This window comes from Halogeometricum borinquense DSM 11551 (genome assembly GCF_000172995.2).
Taxonomy (GTDB): domain Archaea; phylum Halobacteriota; class Halobacteria; order Halobacteriales; family Haloferacaceae; genus Halogeometricum; species Halogeometricum borinquense.
Genome location: NC_014736.1, coordinates 141,709 through 156,926 on the forward strand (window position 1 = coordinate 141,709; position 15,218 = coordinate 156,926).

Sequence of the window (15,218 nt, forward strand, 5' to 3'; positions counted from 1 at the left end):
TATGTCCCGAACCAACTGAGGCCAAGAGTAGCGGTATCCTCCACCGAAATACGGGAGAATACAGGTTTGAGAACCGGTGCTGCGGCGTCTGTGGCCGTCCCCAATAGCTGGACGGCAAACAAGAACAGCAAGATCGTTACAAGGGCACTAATCGGAAGCAGACGAGAAAATAGCGGAGCGAGAAGATCAGATAGACGAGAGCTCACGTGGGATGCATCTCTCTTGCGATTCTCAACTCATATGCTGAAGGCGGTGGTCAGCCGAGCAACCAGACCCACAAGCATGGTGAAGACGTATATTTCCCGTTCTAGACTGGCTGCGCTTTAACGACGATTACGTCTCTGTCAGCTAGCTCTGCGACTTTTCCACCGACTCCCGAAAAGTGCTCTGTATGGTCTCCGTGCTCCCCGATGACGATAGCATCAGCGTCCACTTCCGCGGCATACTCGAGGATCACTTCGTGTGGGATGCCGTGCCGGATACCGCCTTCGACGCGGACGTTGCTCTTCTCCGCCATATCTGCGACCTTCGAGACACACATCGACGCGTGATCCTCTGCGTAGATAGTTGCAAGTTCCGCAGAGCTGAGGGCAGGGTTGTCGAAGCGCCGTTTATCAACGACACAGAGAGCATACAAAGGAACTCCCTGCTCCTCGGCAAGTTCGATAGCCTGTTTTGCCGCCTGCTGTGCGTGTTCGCTCCCGTCCGTGGCCAACAGGATCGGTTTCATAGTCGGATTTCGATGCCGAGCGAGTTAATGGTCTAGCATAATTCTTAATGGTCCGGAATCCGTTTGGGGGCCAGACTATCGACCTATGTGATATATTATATCAACTACGGTGCTTACATATCAACCACGGTGCTCACTCAATTGTCACAGACCCGTGGACATACAGCGGTTGGCAACTAGTAGTGAAATATGGCTCACTCCGAATGGATTACGATAGTCGGCGGTACGTTCACACCAATCCACAACGGTCATCGCACCCTCTTGCACAAAGCGTTCCAGACCGCTAGTCACAACGGGAGTGGAGACGGACACGTTATCGTCGGTCTCACCTCGACATCCCTCGCTACGCAGACACGGAGCGATCCATCGCACGCCAAAATGATTGGTCCGTTCGAGAAACGACGCGAGGATCTCGATGCAGAACTCGACCGCATGGCCAATGCCTATACTGCTACCTACGAAATCATTCAGCTAGCGGACACCCACGGACCGGCCGCAACACGTGAGGACGCTAATGCGCTTGTCGTCTCGCCGGAGGCGGAAGCACAGCGCCGTGCCTATGAACTTAATCAGCAACGCATGGATGCTGGACTGCAACCGCTCGAGGTGCACACCGCACCGTTCGTCATCGCCGAAGACGGTACCCGAATCAGCAGTACTCGTATTCGAGATGGCGAGATAGATGTCCACGGACGCATACTGGAGTAGGTACAATCGTAGAGCGCGAGTGATAACAGCGATCACTAGCTCGGAGGGGTATCCTGCGCGTCGTTCACGACGTACCACCCGAACACAGCGAGAACCGCGCCGAGCAGGCTGGCAAGGACATCTGCAAGTTCAAATGCTCGTCCGGGGACGTATTTCTGGATTTGCCCAGTGACGAGACTGTGCGTTGTTGAGATAGACACTGCAAGGACGGCCGCTTCCGCATCGGTATATCGATCACGCCCGAGTGCGTCGGCAAGCGTCACTGCATAGACTGCATGGCCGAGAAGGTGCAGGAACTTGTCCGGGCCAATCCACTTCCACTCGGGATGACGCCTAAGCGGGGATGGCACGACAGACGCGACGAAAAGAACGACCGTGCCAATGATAACTGCCGTCCATCGAGAGCCAGAGGACTGGTACCGCATAGCGTTTCCTACGTCGCGTAGCCTATTGATGTTTGACAGAGGGAGGTTAGTTGACAGAGAGAGGTTAGTTGACGGAGGGGGGTTAGGCGGACAGATTGCTTCCTACTGATGGCGCTTCCTCGGTGGGTGCCAGAGACATCAAAACGTCAATTTGTTTGGTCCCTGAGATTCTCGAATCGAGGATCAGAAAGAAGAACTCGTTTGACGATACGTGGCTCCTCAAGCAGCCGATGGCGACCGTGAATACCTTGACCTCGCCCTCGACCTTTGACCTCTGATTGAATCACATTCAAAAAGTCGAGTTCCTTGAGAATCTCCTGAACACGGCGTTCCGATAGTTGGTCCATGTCCAGTGAATTCGCAATACTGAGGTATTGACGGTAAACGTTGCTCGTTGTGACCTTCGCGCCTTGATCACCCTCTGTCTGCAAAACGAGCGCGTAAAGAATAACCTTAGATTGAGAGGTCTGGCCGTCGAGGAGTTCACGGAACCGGTCCGTTTCTGTTTTCTCCTTGGCCGCACGGACGTGGTCTTCGGTCACTTTTTCGGCGTCTTCTTTTGTTGCTATGCGACCGGCATTGCGGAGGATGTCAATCGCTTTCCGAGCGTCCCCGTGTTCCTGTGCAGCGAGTGCGCTCGTGAGCGGGATAACGTCATCAGTCAAAGCGCCCTCTTCGAAGGCGTGCGTCCGGTTTCGCAGTATCTCCCGGAGTTCGTTCGCATCGTACGAAGAGAACACTAACTCGTCGTGCGCGAAGCTGGATTTGACACGCTCAGTGAGTTCATCGGGGAAATCAATTTTGTTCGAGACGCCAATAATACCGAGACGCGAATCGACGATTCGCTGATTCTCACCTGCTCGAGAGAGTTTCCGGAGAACTTCGTCGTCTTGGAGCATATCTATCTCGTCGAGGACGACGATAGTGACATCCGAACACGTGTCGAGGACCCGCCAGAGTCGGTTGTAGTAGTCCCCCGTAGAGAGTCCTCGTTCGGGGATGGTCATCCCGCTTTTCGACGGATCGTTTACGGATGACGCGAGCGTTTTGATGACGGAGGCCTCTGTATTCTGCTCTCCGCAGTCTACAGTCGCAACACGGACAGTAACACCTTCATTCTGAGCCTCTTGTTGAAGGCGGCGTGAGACCATGCGTGCTGTCAGCGTCTTCCCGGAACCCGTTTTCCCGAAAATAAACAGATGAGTCGGAGACTGACCGAAAATAGCAGGATTCAGTGCTTCCGCAACTTGTGCCATATGTTCGTCACGACCCACAATCTTGTCGGGACCAGGGAGGTGTGAGATCTCAAGAATCTCCTTGTTCGCAAAAATTGGCTGATCGTATCTGAAGAGAGGGTCACGTTCATCGGTTGTCGATTCGCTGTTTTCCCCGTTCATCCGTATCCACTTTCTGTATATGCGATTAGATAAAGATAGGGGACCAGTTCCGCGGGTGTAAAACGAGGGTTTCAGGAACTAATTATCCGAGAATACACAGATACAGTGAGTTTAGACGAGGGGACTACCGTCGCGTGTGTAAGAACCAGTATCAGAGACCACCTTCACGTCTGTAACTCAGATAGAGGGTAGCTCAAGAGACCGTCGTGTCTGTAAATGAGGGGGTACCGTCGCGTTTGTAAGTAGGGTACGGTCGTGTTTGTAACAACACGGACACCACCCTCGCGTCTGTAAACGACACAGAACCCATCAGGCCCACTCATCAGATGGTTTTGGGATAGTTGTCAGTGGATAGTTGTCAGTGTAGCAGAACTCACGAATTGAATGGTTTTCATCATCACACACACCACCCTCGCGTTTGTAACGCAAAGAGTGGGGGGTGGGGGGTGCGGAATTGGCCTGTCAAACGGCTTCCTCTGCCAGATTTACAAACGCGAAGGTGGTGTGTTGATTTCTCCCCACTACCCAATAGTAGTTACAAACGCGAGGGTGGTGTGTGTACGCCACAGCCTTCTCCGTTTAGTACCCCTGCGAGAGATAGTGTTCTCACATATCTTACTTGTCACTAACAAATCCTAGTTAACAACTACTAGTTAACTTACTAGAAATCAATTCACAAAAAGAGTAAGTGAAGACTTACAGACGCTACTATCGATGCTACAATCCGCCTGTTTGAATCAGATACTCGATACGGCCTCCAACTGACGCTGGATACGCGAGACAACCTCCTCAATACGATCCCGATTTCCAAGCCGTAGCGAGATAACTCCGTCTTTCTCTTCGACCGAGTAGATTTTCATCGCACCAGCCGTCTCAGGGAGATCAGCGAGGCTCACCATCTCAACGAGGTTCCACCCTGCAGGGTACTGCTCGATTTCGACCGTCGCCGTCTCCAGTGGTGTCGAAGTCTCTTGAACGAGCGTCATTGCTGCCGATTTCGCCAACCGGTCGCTCGTTGCCGCCGGAATCGTTTGCGTCGTTGCGAGTGCTTCATCGCCGTCCCACGAGGGAAGCGCATACTCTCCTTGACCCTGCGTCCCGTTGACGACTGCCTTCTCGGTGATAGCCTCATCGTCGATGTTGTAATCGTAATCAACGAGGTTCACATCACCCGACGCCTCACGCTGTCCCGGCCGAGTGAACACCACAGCAAGCGATTCTGTCGATTGCTCCCAACGAACCTCCCAGATGAAGTTGCCAAATTCTGCGATATCATTGAGAATCTCACGAATTTCACCATCGAACGACTGGCTGTTGAGTAACGGCGTGTCGTTGAGGTCCGAGAAGAGGTCGAACAGGTCCACGCTCTGCCCGGCGTTCCGTTCGAGAATCCCATCCCCATCGTCGTAGCTCGACAGGGAGAAGCGTGCCCGGATCTGTCCGCTCCCACTCGCAAACTGTCCGGAAACGGTTTCGGTGTTCGAGGCGCTGACCCACGACTTGCCTTGGTCGTTTGAGATGGCGACCGCCTGCTCGTTTTGCGTGTTATCCCACGAGGACTGCAGTTCTCCTGCGATAACCTGTCGAATTGACGGTACATCCACTGTTTCAGCCGACATATCGGGATACGCATTCAGCGTCGTGACTTTCCCACCGGGGGAAGTGAGCCGGTCCCCGTACCCGTCTGAATAACGAGTGTCGAAGACACCGATTGTGTCGATATAGATGTAACCCGAGTCCGAGCCGGTCGTTACTTCGGCTTTGATCGTATGCGTTCCTGCGGCGAGTCCGCCTGATATATCGAGCGTGAGAAAACGAACATCCGGGAACTGGAATCCGTTTCCGAGATTTTCTGGCCCGACCGGTCGGATCTGGGTCCCATCAACACTGAACGTGACTTCTGGTCCGACCGACTCGTTACTTTCCGAGATGCGCACAGCTAGTTGCGCACTCCCTCCGGGAATGTCGTGGTCTAGGGTAATATTCCATTCGTGTATTTGTCCGGATGCCTGATACCTCGATGCCGTGCCGCCAACGAACTCATCAGATTCCAAGATGTCGGGCGCCCACAACTGATCGTCCGGATTTACCCCTTGCCGCAGTACGGCCGTCTTCGTCGTCTCAAGACGGCCGTTTTCGACGCGCAGTGGTACGTCCGATGCGAATGGGTAGTCTCGGAGGACACCCTGCCACTCCGAACCGGTGTCGGCGTCGAGCATCATCGTATCCGAGGAGACATCGGCCTGCGGATCGTCCACGTTCACCGTTAGCGACGTCTCCTCGTTCAGGAGGCCCCGAACGAAGTCGTCAGCCTCCTGTTCGCTGACGGACTTCTCCACGTGCTTGAGAAGGTCCTCGCCGCCGCGGGCGACGAGTCGCGTCGCCTCCGGCGTCTGCGACCGATTGATCAGTCGTTCGACCGGGAGTCGCTTCCCGTCTTTCCAGATACGGATGGGGGCTCGCTCGAAAGCGTCGTCGAGCCACTTTTCGTTCTTTGGGACTGGGATTTCGACCTTGGGCAGACCGTTGAGTTTCGGCCGCGGTTTCGGATCATCGATGACTGTTGGGGTGAGCGTCTGTCCTTCGGGGTGGTCAACCTCAACATGCCAACCCTGTGCGGGTCGTTGATTCGAATCGACAGTGGAAGGCTGCGTCGTCGTCTCAATTGGTTCAGAGGAGGCTTTCGTGTCCTCCGTGTACGTTTCGAGTCGAAGCCGATACCCCGTTCCCGGGAGTGCGGAGATCGACGCTGACTCCGTGTTCGGCGCAGGTTCGGCGACGAGTTGCTCGTTGGAGTACGAGCCGTTACGTTTCTCGGCACGGAAAATTCGGAACCCATTTTCATTGTCAGTCTTGTCGGTCCACGAGAGATCGATCTGCGTCTGTGTCACGCTATCGACGGTGAATCCCGATGGTGTCGGGAGATTCATCTGGATCGAGACAGGCGTCGTCCACGCGCCCGTGGCGTACTCCGTCTCCGTACGAGCGCGGATTTCGTACTCCTCGCCATCCTTACGTCCGTCGAAGACCGTCGAGAGTGTGTCATACGCGAGGATCTGCTCGTCGAACCCCGTCGCGGTTGAGTCCCACGATGACTCTCCCGTCTCGCGGATCTGCACGCGCACGTCGCCGTAATTCGTCGGCGACGTTTCGCGGTCAACAGCGACCTCGTCCTTGACGTCGTTGCTGAGGACTGGCTGGTCTTCGTCGGGGAGCACCGTGATAAATGGTTCAGACAGGCTGGTCGCCGGCTCTACGTCATTTGCGGCCACCACACGAACCTCGTACTCTTCACCATTGTTCAGGTTCGTTAGCGTTGTGGACTCTGTATCCGGTGAAACCGTCTCAACGACCGTCCATGACAATGTCCCAGTCAGCCGATACTCGACCCGTGTTTCGCCGTCGTTGTGCGTGGCCGTCCACGACACGTCTGCTGTCGTTGCCCCAACATTCGAGACCACAACGTCGGTTGGTGCCGGAATCGGCGTCGTTGTCGTCGTCGTGTCCGCCGATGATGTGTGCGTTGAGTAGTACCGGACGCGTACGTCGTACTGCTCGCCGTCGTCGAGCTCCGTGATCGTGTGGCTCGTCGCACTCGTCGAGAGCGTCGCGTCTGTCGTCCACCCGGACGTTCCCGTCTCTCGGTAGTCCACGTCAATTCCCGACAGCGCCCCCGTCTCGCCTCCGTACGACCACGCGAGGTCGAGTTGACGCGACGACGGCGCGACGGATTCGATTGTCGGCGTGTGAGATGGGATAGAGACTGTGACTTCGACCTCGTTCGAGAGGTAACCCGTGTCGGCATCCTCAACGCGGTAGTAGTACTGTTCCCCATCGAGGACGGTCGTGTCCGTGTACGACTGCGAGCCGACGTCTGATGCAATCAGCGTGTAGTCTGACGACGCCATCCCCGACGATTCTGCACGGAGGATGTTGTACGAGTCGGCCGTCCCACTCCACAGCAGGTCGACATCGTCGGCTGACTGTGTCGCCGAGAGGTTTTCGATGAGACCGATCGTCTCGATCGAAACATTGTCGAAGTCCTTCGTTCCAGTGGTCGAGAAATGTGCTCCCGACCACGAGAGCACAGAGCCTCCCGTGTCGAACGTCACATCCGTCGCCGTCAGTTCCAGCGTGCCGTCGACGAACACGCGGATTTCGTTGTGCTCGCGGTCTGCCTCGACAGCGAACGTCCCGCTCCCTGCCGTGAGCGATTTCGAGGCCAGCATCGACACGCTCCCCGCCGACATCTTGAAGATTTTCAAGATGTCGTCCGCGACATTCCAAGTGACGCAGAAAGCGTTTTCTGTATTATCGCTATCACCTGTACTATACGAGTCCGGAGCGTCTGCGTAGATGGAGAGTCGGTGAAACCCCGAGGAGTCATTCCCGGAGGTGAAGTCCCACTCCGTTCGGAGCGAGTCTGTATAGCCCGGATCGTACTCTAGATGACCTTCACTTCCCGACGATGTTCCGACGAGCCGGATCATCCCAGAATCTGATAGGTACTGTGCTGAATCGTGTAGCGTCCACGTCTCCGAATCAAACGTCGAAAAGTCGTCAGAGTAAGCCATCTATCGACGCACCTCCTGTCTCGACCGCAGGTCCAGCGACGCGTTCGTCGTTTCGACCTCGTCGGATGCGATGGGGCGTAGGTAGTCAGCTAGCCCACTCGGCGTTTGGTTGTCCTCGCCGGATGGGTTCGTGAAGAGAACTTTCGTTCGCCCCCGGTCCAGTCGCATGTTGAGCGCGTGCTGTACACCGGACGAGGAGTTCTCGAAGACGAGTTGACTACCCACCGAAGCCGGTGCAACGTTCACGAGATCGGCGTCAACGAGCGACCAGTCCGAGTCGTTGAGTTCGACGTCCTGCCACGCCGCGGAGCCGTCCACCCATTTCTCAGCTGCGATACCGTTCGCTGCGTCGAGCGTGAGTCGAATCGCACCGTTCGAGACGACCGGCGAGCCGACACAATCGTGAGCCGGTACGAAGACGCGATCCCACTGCACGACATTCTCGGCATCCGTCTTCGCAACACCACGGTCGTCCCACACTCGGACATCGGTCTTCCCGGACGCGACGTAGGGAAGGTCGTAGATGAGTGCCGACGAGTCGGTCGGTGCGTCACTCGTGGCGACAAGGGCAACGTCACCGAACTCCGTAGCTGTCGTTGCGGACGGCGTTGCTAGCTGAACCTCGTCTGCAACGGGATCGAACCAACGCATACGGGTCGCCGCCGCAGGGATACCGACCGCCGTAGACTGTGCGGGATTGTTCGTGATGTCGTTCTGCGTATCCGAGACGTTCATCTCGACTGACCGCCAGTGCGACTGGCGGGTGCCAGCTTCCTCAAGTACCGCGCCAACATGCTGGAGGCTTCCAGCCGCAGTGGCGTCAAGTGGTTCTGACTGTCCAGAGTGGGCGACGTAGTACCCATCGTACTCGGTTGACTCACCGACGCCGAAGAACGGGATCACTCCGTAATCCGAATCGAGGAGTTCGCTAAACTGTGCAGCGAGGCGTCCCGCTCCGTCGCCCCCGAGGAGAAACTCAAATCGGAGTTCACCCGGTTTGTGAGAGAGCGGTTTCGACATGAGGGCGCAGTCATCATTCGATACCGAGGAAACAGAGGTCGTCTTGCGGTAGTCGCTATTTCCTAGCTGAACAATCCATTGATCACGCGTTGATAAGGTGTACAGTCTTCGTTTCATGTTAGAACTCCTCCTGTTCGGTGAGCGCACCTGCTGGTTCGAGTGACCCAACAGGGACGCACGTGAGTGAAATTTCGACCGAGGACGCTTCGTCGGCTGCTTCGACGACGTGGGGGCCGTTGGGGATGTAGACCGCCCGCGGTTCGCCGAACAGTCCCGGCTCACCGTCGGTTGTGTACGTGCCGTCGTGGTAGTGACCGAGATGGAGTGTCGCAGGGTTTAACGAGTCCGTCGTCGCTTGCTCGATGTACCGGGACAGAACATCTGCTTGTGTTCGTGGTCCCGCACCGGTCGCATCGAGAGCAGTGAGCGTCGTTTCGTCGCCCGTGTTCCCCATCTGGAGATACTCGCCGTTATGAGTCGTCTCTGAGAGGGTGGCACGGATCTTGTACGGGACCTTTCCGCCGCCAGCATCGATAATATACGGCTGTCGGATGTCGTCTGGGGATCCGTCCGAAGGGAAATTGAGCGCGCGGTTGAGAACTTCGTCCGCCGGATTGACGGCGAACGATTTGTTGATGTCGCCAGTACAGTTGTAGTTCTTTGCCAACTCGAAGATGCCAGTTCGCTGTGCACCGTCGAGTCGGGCGTCGATTTCGAGAACGCAGTTGTTCAAGCGTGTAACCATTTGTGAGAGAATGTGGCGGTGTGACCCCACCGCCGCGGGTGTTCGTCTGCCGATTCCGTAACCTGTGATCCGTTGTATTCGTACCGCTCACGAGATTCCTATCGACGTCCCGAGATCGAACCCGAGTTTTCCGCTGCGGTCAGTGCCGTTCTTCGAATCTCGTTCCGTCCCAGTCAGACCTCGCTCGCGCGGAGAGTTGGGTCGCTTCCGCGCTCTCGGTCATCGGTCTGCATTGTTCAACGTTGGTCGTCGTCTCGAGACTGGACAGGTGGGTTACCACCTTGGATCATCGCCCACGCGGCGGCAAACTCGCCGTACTCGATCCCGAGTAGCGGGATGAGCAACGCGACTGTCCCGGCGAAGACGATTGTCGGGTCAGCGCCCTGTCGGGCGAGCGTGAAACCGTAGCCGAGGATTGCAGCGGCGAAGACGGCGTTCTTGACGAATTTCCATCGTTTGAGGTTCATTGGGGGACACCTCTGGCGAAGAAATTGATCGAGAGCACGATTCTGGTCGGTGAGTTCTGTGGGAACGAGTCCCTGTCGTGTTTTGGTCATGAGTCAAAGGTTGTGCGAACGTGATCGGGCAGCTGAATCGAAACTCGGGGAATTGAGCGACAAAGAGGGAACACTGTCGCCAGCCGTCAGGCGGTCACCCGCTTTCGAGACGCCTCCGAAACACGCACGATGGCGTGCGACGTGCCAGCGGACAACGATTCAGTTACGCAATCGCCGTCATGGCGCGCCTGCAAGGCGTGAGAGGCGAACGCTTGCCGATCAAGCGTGATGCCCTTGTCTTCGAGAATCCGAATCGTCGCTTGCACGAGTCGTCGGAACTGTTCGGCGTTTACATCGGCCGTTTTGTTTTCGTCCTCGGGAAGCGGTTCATCGTCCCAGATGCGGACGTAACTGCCTTCGACGCCGCAGTCACACCAGATTCCTTTCGCGTCGGAGACGGCGTCTGCGGGTCCGTAGGCGACAGTCGTCGTTTTTCGGTTCCGAGCCCACTTCGATTCGCTGGTGGACGCGTCAGTACTGTACTGTCGTTCCGGGCGGTTACGCTCGACGCGGATGCGTCGATGACAGTTCAGGCAGACGTCTGGCGCGTTGAACACGCGTTTTTGGAGTATCTCGTGCATGGTCTCGAATCTCGTGTCTGATTTCAAAGAAGCAGCTACGGCCCCACTTTCGGGTGGTCACGTCCCCGTGGTGGTTGGCCACTCACGGCGGGTGTCTGCGTACCTATTACTTTATTCTGGACTAGAAAAAGCGCTCTGCTAGCGGTCTAAATGCCTATTCTTCGTCGGGAACCGAGATGGTGTACACCCGCTGTCGAGCGTCCTCGAACGACGGGTGCGAAACGACCACACCGAGGTCTTCGAGGCGGGTCAGTGCGTGCCGAACCGTCCGCGGAGCGAGTGTCGTTTCCTCGATAATCCCCTGTTGGGTAAGCTCATCCTCAGCTCGATCCATGACGAGGTAGACGAGTTTCGCGCTTGGGGTGAGATCTTCGAGCCGCCCATCGTCGAGGTCGTATAGTGTACTCATACGCTTGTCTCCAGTTCGCCGGTTTCATTCGAACACCACGCGACCTCTTTCGGCATCGGATCACACGTGATGACCGCTTCGGTGACCGCCCGAAGATAGTCTTCGGTTGCCGCACAAAGGTCGTCTTCGGTCGCCGTACGAAGATAGTCAGCGTCGCCAGCGTACACGCTTGCTGGGATACTCGTCGTTCGGACAGTTGTGCCGATGCGGTGCCGCGCGGTGAACGTCGGTTGCCGTCGCCGGCGGTGTGTTCGTTGTCGCTGCTGTGTCTGTTGCTGTCTTCGTGTCCACTGTTGCTCTTGTGCCGGTCGTCGGGGTCGCATTCTCTGCCGGCGTTGTATCCTTTGTCGGTGTTGTATCTTCTGCCGGTGCTGTATCCTCTGTCGGTGTTGTTCTGTCGTCTTGGGCGTGTTATTGTCTGCTCTCGTCGTCATCGGAGGTTCGTGTCGGGTGGATGTCGGGTACCCGTCTCGTCCCGTTCTCATCTACTCGTCCGACCACCGATCTTACAGGTGTTGTAAGGCGCTTTTTTCGCGTCTCTGTTTCTCTATCGCGGAAGAAAGACGCAGAAAAAGACGCACCATACACTAACAGGGCGAGCTTACGCAAGCACAGTCGTGTATCGGTCCAAACGTGGTTTATTTGGGCGGTGGAATACCGCGGAAGAGTACCTTGCCGAGAGCGTGAGTGAGGGCCGTATAACACCTTTCTCCCTTGGACAGCCTTACAACACCTGTACGGTTCTTTTCTGTCGAGTTCATTCCGTATGTACCCCAAGTTTGAGTCGCCATACCCCGTTGGTCTTCTTCACTTTGGAGTAGCGCGTGGAGTCGTCTGTCCAGTCGTCGATCTGGTCGAGTACACGTTTCACCTGCGTGGACTGTAATGACTCGTTTCGGGCGATTTCGAGCCTCTCTTTCACGTTACCGGCGTGCAGTAAAACGGCCGACCCGTTAGCGTCCGTCTTGACCGTTCCCCAGTCGGCGAGGTTCTGCAAGACGAGTTCGGCCCGTTCGTGTTTACCGTACACTTTCGACTCGACGGACGCGACACCGTCTTTGACGACCTTTGCGACTTTATCGTCGCCGGGAACGGAGTCGAGGAGTTCAATATCGGTCTCATCAGCGAGATGGGTCACCTGTCGTTTGATGCGGGCAATGTCACGTTTGACCGACTGGTGGTTCCTGATCTGTTTCTCGCGGATGGCGTCGATCTGGGTGGTCTCCACTGAATCGGACAGAGAGAGAACGGCATCACCAATCGATTCGTGGTCGAGGTGCGCGAGAAGTTCCGAGGAGAGCCACTCGCCGAGGATGGCGTTTTCGAGGTCGAGAACGTAGTTTCGGAGCCACTCGTGGTCGTCTTCGAGTTCTTCGATGCGTTCGTTCTTCGCGTCGAGTTCCCGGTGCAGACGTTCGTTCTCCGCTTCGAGATCGTCAAGGCGGGATTCGAGGTCGTTGAGGGAGGATTCGAGGGCGTCGAAGCGGTCGTCAGTCTGTGCGTTGGTCGTCGGATGGTGGCTCGTGGACATTGTGATATTGCTGATCACTCTTGCTTGGCGTCCGATGCTGTCTGTTCCAACCCAACTTGACGACGCGCAGATGCACGGCTAGTCGAAACCCATCTGAGCGCTGCTGATCTGTGCCGTGGCGTCGTGATCTCGCCCCGCGTGTTCTCCGGTCATGATCACGTTCTCGCGATTCTGGGCGCAAGGAAGTTTGTCACCGCAACGTTCCCTTCACTCAGTTCGTAGAACCATGTGAGCGGGAATTCGTCACCGACCTTGACGACCACCTCGGTATCGTTTTCAATGGGATCGACGAGTTCGGTCAGGTACCCGATAGAGAACAGCGATGACACGGCTTCGGGGATGTCCGTCTGCAAATCCTCGGAGTCCATACGAATTGAGACATCGTCAGTATCCCCTTCTGCTGTTGCGCGGAACTCACCGCTCTCGGCATCACCCTCGAATCGGGTGTGGTCGCTTGCGAGATCACATCCTTTGATTCCGCGTTCGAGACGATGACCGTAGACACGGATGCGTGCTGGAAAGTCAACTTCCGCGATGTCCGGCTCTCGCCGGATACTCTCGGGGTCGATCAGCCCGAGGTCGTAGCCGAATCCGTCGTACTCGATTTCGAGTTTTCGAGTCTCTGTGTTGAGTTCGAGTAAGACGAGATCACCCGTACTCGCAAAGCCGAGTGCATCATCCAACTTTTCGAGGTTGATTCCGAGAACCTCTCCGTCGGTCTCAAACGACTCGCAACCGTCCGAGGCGAGCGTCGTCTCAACCTGCGCAACCTGGGCTGGATCGGTGGCAGTGATGCGAAGATGGTCCTCAGTACAGCGGAGCCGGCACTCGTGGACAACCGCCATAGCGACGTTGAGGAACGTCTGCAGACGAGAGTACTCGACGATAACGTTCATTCAGGCGACCTCCTCGAGATCGACAGTGACCGTACTCGACAACCAGCGACCGTCGTTCGTTCCAATGACGTAATCCTCGGGAGAGACGATGTATCGACCGGTCGGTGTCGAACCACCACAAAGTTCGACCGGTGCCGGATCACTACAGAGTTCGGTTGATGCCGGATCACCACAAAGTTCGACCGGTGCCGGATCACCACAGAGTTCAGTCGCTGTCTCGTCGCTGTCGAGGTTCTCGAAGACGTTTTCATCGAACGACGCCAGCCGGTCGTGACTCATTGATCGCACCCCTGGATGAGCGTTCGCTGACTCTGGTCTGTGGCAGGGCAGCGGACCGTGCCACGTGATTCGAGACTGCCGAGAGTAGGGTCGGAGTGTCTTACGAGAGACATATTCAACAAATCCGCCCGGTCGCATATAAGCGACTGTCCCGCGTTTCTAGAAATAACCCCTATTCTGGGAATAGGCGTGCTGAAACCGTGGAGAATACGTGTGCAAGACGATTTTCCAAAAAGCGATTCACGAAAAAGATTCTATTTTTTGATACTTTCTGTTACGAGTTGAGCCGACGGATTCGACGAGATTGTAATCTTCGAGTTTGCCAAGGTACGTCGTCGTCGTCCGGCGAGTAACAGGATCAAAACCCCGGTTTGCGCACTCTGCTTCGTATAGTTCGTGGACACGCCGAGGTGCGATACTGTCGTGATCGCGGACGATGTCGAGCATGAGACGTTCGTGCGTTCCGAGTCGGTCGGATGCTTTCTGGCGAATGAGATCAGCGGCGTCGCCAACTGCCGGACCGATGTCGGTCATGGTGACGCGTTCGTCGCCACGTTGGTGGGCACGAAGAGCAGCCTCGCGGAGTGAGACAATGGCGTGGCGTGCGTTTCCGCCAGCCCGGTCGGCAATCTCTTCGAGGACGGAGTCGCTCACTGTCCCATCGACGAGTCCTTGGCGACGGCGCGGTTCCAGGATGGAAACAAGGTCGGTGACCGAATAGGAATCGAAGGCAACGCGTGTGTTGATAGCGAGACGGGACGAGACGTGTGAATCGAGATTTGCCATCAGCCTGTCTTCGTCGTTCGCAATAAGAACGAGACCAGCATCGAGGGAGGCAAAATCGCGGAGCAATCCAAGGTCGGACAGCATCTCGACTTCGTCGACGATGAGAACAGTCGGGTGAGAGATGGCATCGCGGATGGCGTCGAGGAGATCTCCACGCGATGGAGTCCGCGCAGTTATTGTTGCCCCGCCGAGTTGGTCGAGTACTCGCTGTAGCGTCCGTGTTGTTGTTCGCGCATCCCACGCATCAACGTACGCGCTTTTGGTAGCGATCTCTTGCTGTAGTTGGTCGACAGCGTACCGAGCAGTCACAGTTTTCCCCGACCCGGATGCGCCAGTGAGAAGAGCGTTCCGTGGCCGGTAGCCGTCGAGAGCGCAACTCAACGCTCGGGAGAGTTCGTTCAGTTCGCGGTGACGACGCCGGAGGTCGCCAGGGACGAACTCATCCACGTCGAATACATCTTCTCGAATAATCATATTCCCGATGACGTACCCTAGATTTGATATACGCTTACCGTCCGGTGAAAGTGATTATGAGAACTGTCGGAAGGGTGAATCTGTCTAAAGCCAGCAGAAGTCTGTC

At 56.3% G+C, this 15,218-nt stretch carries 15 protein-coding genes; 1 reads left to right on the forward strand and 14 read right to left on the reverse strand.

What is annotated here, in order from left to right:
- Window positions 1–307 precede the first annotated feature (307 nt).
- Window positions 308–730, reverse strand: coding sequence for a universal stress protein (locus tag HBOR_RS17940; RefSeq protein ID WP_006053481.1), 423 nt, complete (start codon window positions 728–730; stop codon window positions 308–310).
- A 189-nt stretch (window positions 731–919) separates the two neighbouring features.
- On the opposite strand from HBOR_RS17940, the gene HBOR_RS17945 reads away from it, so the two are divergent.
- Window positions 920–1,438 (forward strand): phosphopantetheine adenylyltransferase, encoded by a 519-nt coding sequence (locus tag HBOR_RS17945; RefSeq protein WP_006053482.1) that lies wholly within the window; start codon window positions 920–922, stop codon window positions 1,436–1,438.
- A 35-nt stretch (window positions 1,439–1,473) separates the two neighbouring features.
- Here the strand turns inward: HBOR_RS17945 and HBOR_RS17950 are convergent, their stop codons facing one another.
- The 13 genes from HBOR_RS17950 to HBOR_RS18010 form a co-directional block, all read right to left on the reverse strand.
- A complete protein-coding gene (locus HBOR_RS17950; RefSeq protein WP_006053483.1) occupies window positions 1,474–1,863 on the reverse strand; it encodes a VanZ family protein in 390 nt (129 codons plus the stop codon).
- A 146-nt stretch (window positions 1,864–2,009) separates the two neighbouring features.
- On the reverse strand, window positions 2,010–3,260 hold the full coding sequence (locus tag HBOR_RS17955; protein ID WP_006053484.1) for a Cdc6/Cdc18 family protein: 1,251 nt from the start codon (window positions 3,258–3,260) through the stop codon (window positions 2,010–2,012).
- 737 nt (window positions 3,261–3,997) lie between these two features.
- Window positions 3,998–7,834: a fibronectin type III domain-containing protein gene (locus tag HBOR_RS17960; RefSeq protein WP_006053485.1), complete on the reverse strand. Its 3,837-nt coding sequence runs from the start codon at window positions 7,832–7,834 to the stop codon at window positions 3,998–4,000.
- Window positions 7,835–8,971, reverse strand: coding sequence for a hypothetical protein (locus HBOR_RS17965; RefSeq protein WP_241432284.1), 1,137 nt, complete (start codon window positions 8,969–8,971; stop codon window positions 7,835–7,837).
- A 1-nt stretch (window position 8,972) separates the two neighbouring features.
- Complete coding sequence (locus HBOR_RS17970) at window positions 8,973–9,599, reverse strand: hypothetical protein (RefSeq protein ID WP_006053487.1); 627 nt, start codon at window positions 9,597–9,599, stop codon at window positions 8,973–8,975.
- Between the two features lie 236 nt (window positions 9,600–9,835).
- Complete coding sequence (locus HBOR_RS17975) at window positions 9,836–10,066, reverse strand: hypothetical protein (protein WP_006053488.1); 231 nt, start codon at window positions 10,064–10,066, stop codon at window positions 9,836–9,838.
- 176 nt (window positions 10,067–10,242) lie between these two features.
- A complete protein-coding gene (locus HBOR_RS17980) occupies window positions 10,243–10,737 on the reverse strand; it encodes a hypothetical protein (RefSeq protein ID WP_006053489.1) in 495 nt (164 codons plus the stop codon).
- Between the two features lie 154 nt (window positions 10,738–10,891).
- A complete protein-coding gene (locus tag HBOR_RS17985) occupies window positions 10,892–11,146 on the reverse strand; it encodes a helix-turn-helix domain-containing protein (protein ID WP_006053490.1) in 255 nt (84 codons plus the stop codon).
- Window positions 11,143–11,469 carry a hypothetical protein gene (locus tag HBOR_RS17990; RefSeq protein WP_006053491.1) on the reverse strand — a complete coding sequence of 109 codons (327 nt, stop codon included), beginning with the start codon at window positions 11,467–11,469 and terminating at the stop codon, window positions 11,143–11,145. The genes HBOR_RS17985 and HBOR_RS17990 overlap by 4 nt, the downstream gene beginning before the upstream one ends.
- A gap of 434 nt (window positions 11,470–11,903) precedes the next feature.
- On the reverse strand, window positions 11,904–12,677 hold the full coding sequence (locus HBOR_RS17995) for a peptide ABC transporter ATPase (protein WP_013446646.1): 774 nt from the start codon (window positions 12,675–12,677) through the stop codon (window positions 11,904–11,906).
- Between the two features lie 155 nt (window positions 12,678–12,832).
- Window positions 12,833–13,573 (reverse strand): DNA polymerase sliding clamp, encoded by a 741-nt coding sequence (locus HBOR_RS18000; protein ID WP_006053493.1) that lies wholly within the window; start codon window positions 13,571–13,573, stop codon window positions 12,833–12,835.
- Window positions 13,574–13,852 (reverse strand): hypothetical protein, encoded by a 279-nt coding sequence (locus tag HBOR_RS18005; protein ID WP_006053494.1) that lies wholly within the window; start codon window positions 13,850–13,852, stop codon window positions 13,574–13,576.
- Window positions 13,853–14,092: 240 nt separating this feature from the next.
- Window positions 14,093–15,112, reverse strand: a complete 1,020-nt coding sequence (locus HBOR_RS18010) for a Cdc6/Cdc18 family protein (protein ID WP_006053495.1) — start codon at window positions 15,110–15,112, stop codon at window positions 14,093–14,095.
- Window positions 15,113–15,218 lie beyond the last annotated feature (106 nt).

Excerpts from the sequence above, each read along its gene's own strand:
- HBOR_RS17940 (WP_006053481.1), bottom strand. The coding sequence starts at position 730 with ATGAAACCGATCCTGTTGGCCACGGACGGGAGCGAACACGCACAGCAG.
- HBOR_RS17945 (WP_006053482.1), top strand. The coding sequence starts at position 920 with ATGGCTCACTCCGAATGGATTACGATAGTCGGCGGTACGTTCACACCA.
- HBOR_RS17950 (WP_006053483.1), bottom strand. The coding sequence starts at position 1,863 with ATGCGGTACCAGTCCTCTGGCTCTCGATGGACGGCAGTTATCATTGGC.
- HBOR_RS17955 (WP_006053484.1), bottom strand. The coding sequence starts at position 3,260 with ATGAACGGGGAAAACAGCGAATCGACAACCGATGAACGTGACCCTCTC.
- HBOR_RS17960 (WP_006053485.1), bottom strand. The coding sequence starts at position 7,834 with ATGGCTTACTCTGACGACTTTTCGACGTTTGATTCGGAGACGTGGACG.
- HBOR_RS17965 (WP_241432284.1), bottom strand. The coding sequence starts at position 8,971 with ATGAAACGAAGACTGTACACCTTATCAACGCGTGATCAATGGATTGTT.
- HBOR_RS17970 (WP_006053487.1), bottom strand. The coding sequence starts at position 9,599 with ATGGTTACACGCTTGAACAACTGCGTTCTCGAAATCGACGCCCGACTC.
- HBOR_RS17975 (WP_006053488.1), bottom strand. The coding sequence starts at position 10,066 with ATGAACCTCAAACGATGGAAATTCGTCAAGAACGCCGTCTTCGCCGCT.
- HBOR_RS17980 (WP_006053489.1), bottom strand. The coding sequence starts at position 10,737 with ATGCACGAGATACTCCAAAAACGCGTGTTCAACGCGCCAGACGTCTGC.
- HBOR_RS17985 (WP_006053490.1), bottom strand. The coding sequence starts at position 11,146 with ATGAGTACACTATACGACCTCGACGATGGGCGGCTCGAAGATCTCACC.
- HBOR_RS17990 (WP_006053491.1), bottom strand. The coding sequence starts at position 11,469 with ATGCGACCCCGACGACCGGCACAAGAGCAACAGTGGACACGAAGACAG.
- HBOR_RS17995 (WP_013446646.1), bottom strand. The coding sequence starts at position 12,677 with ATGTCCACGAGCCACCATCCGACGACCAACGCACAGACTGACGACCGC.
- HBOR_RS18000 (WP_006053493.1), bottom strand. The coding sequence starts at position 13,573 with ATGAACGTTATCGTCGAGTACTCTCGTCTGCAGACGTTCCTCAACGTC.
- HBOR_RS18005 (WP_006053494.1), bottom strand. The coding sequence starts at position 13,852 with ATGAGTCACGACCGGCTGGCGTCGTTCGATGAAAACGTCTTCGAGAAC.
- HBOR_RS18010 (WP_006053495.1), bottom strand. The coding sequence starts at position 15,112 with ATGATTATTCGAGAAGATGTATTCGACGTGGATGAGTTCGTCCCTGGC.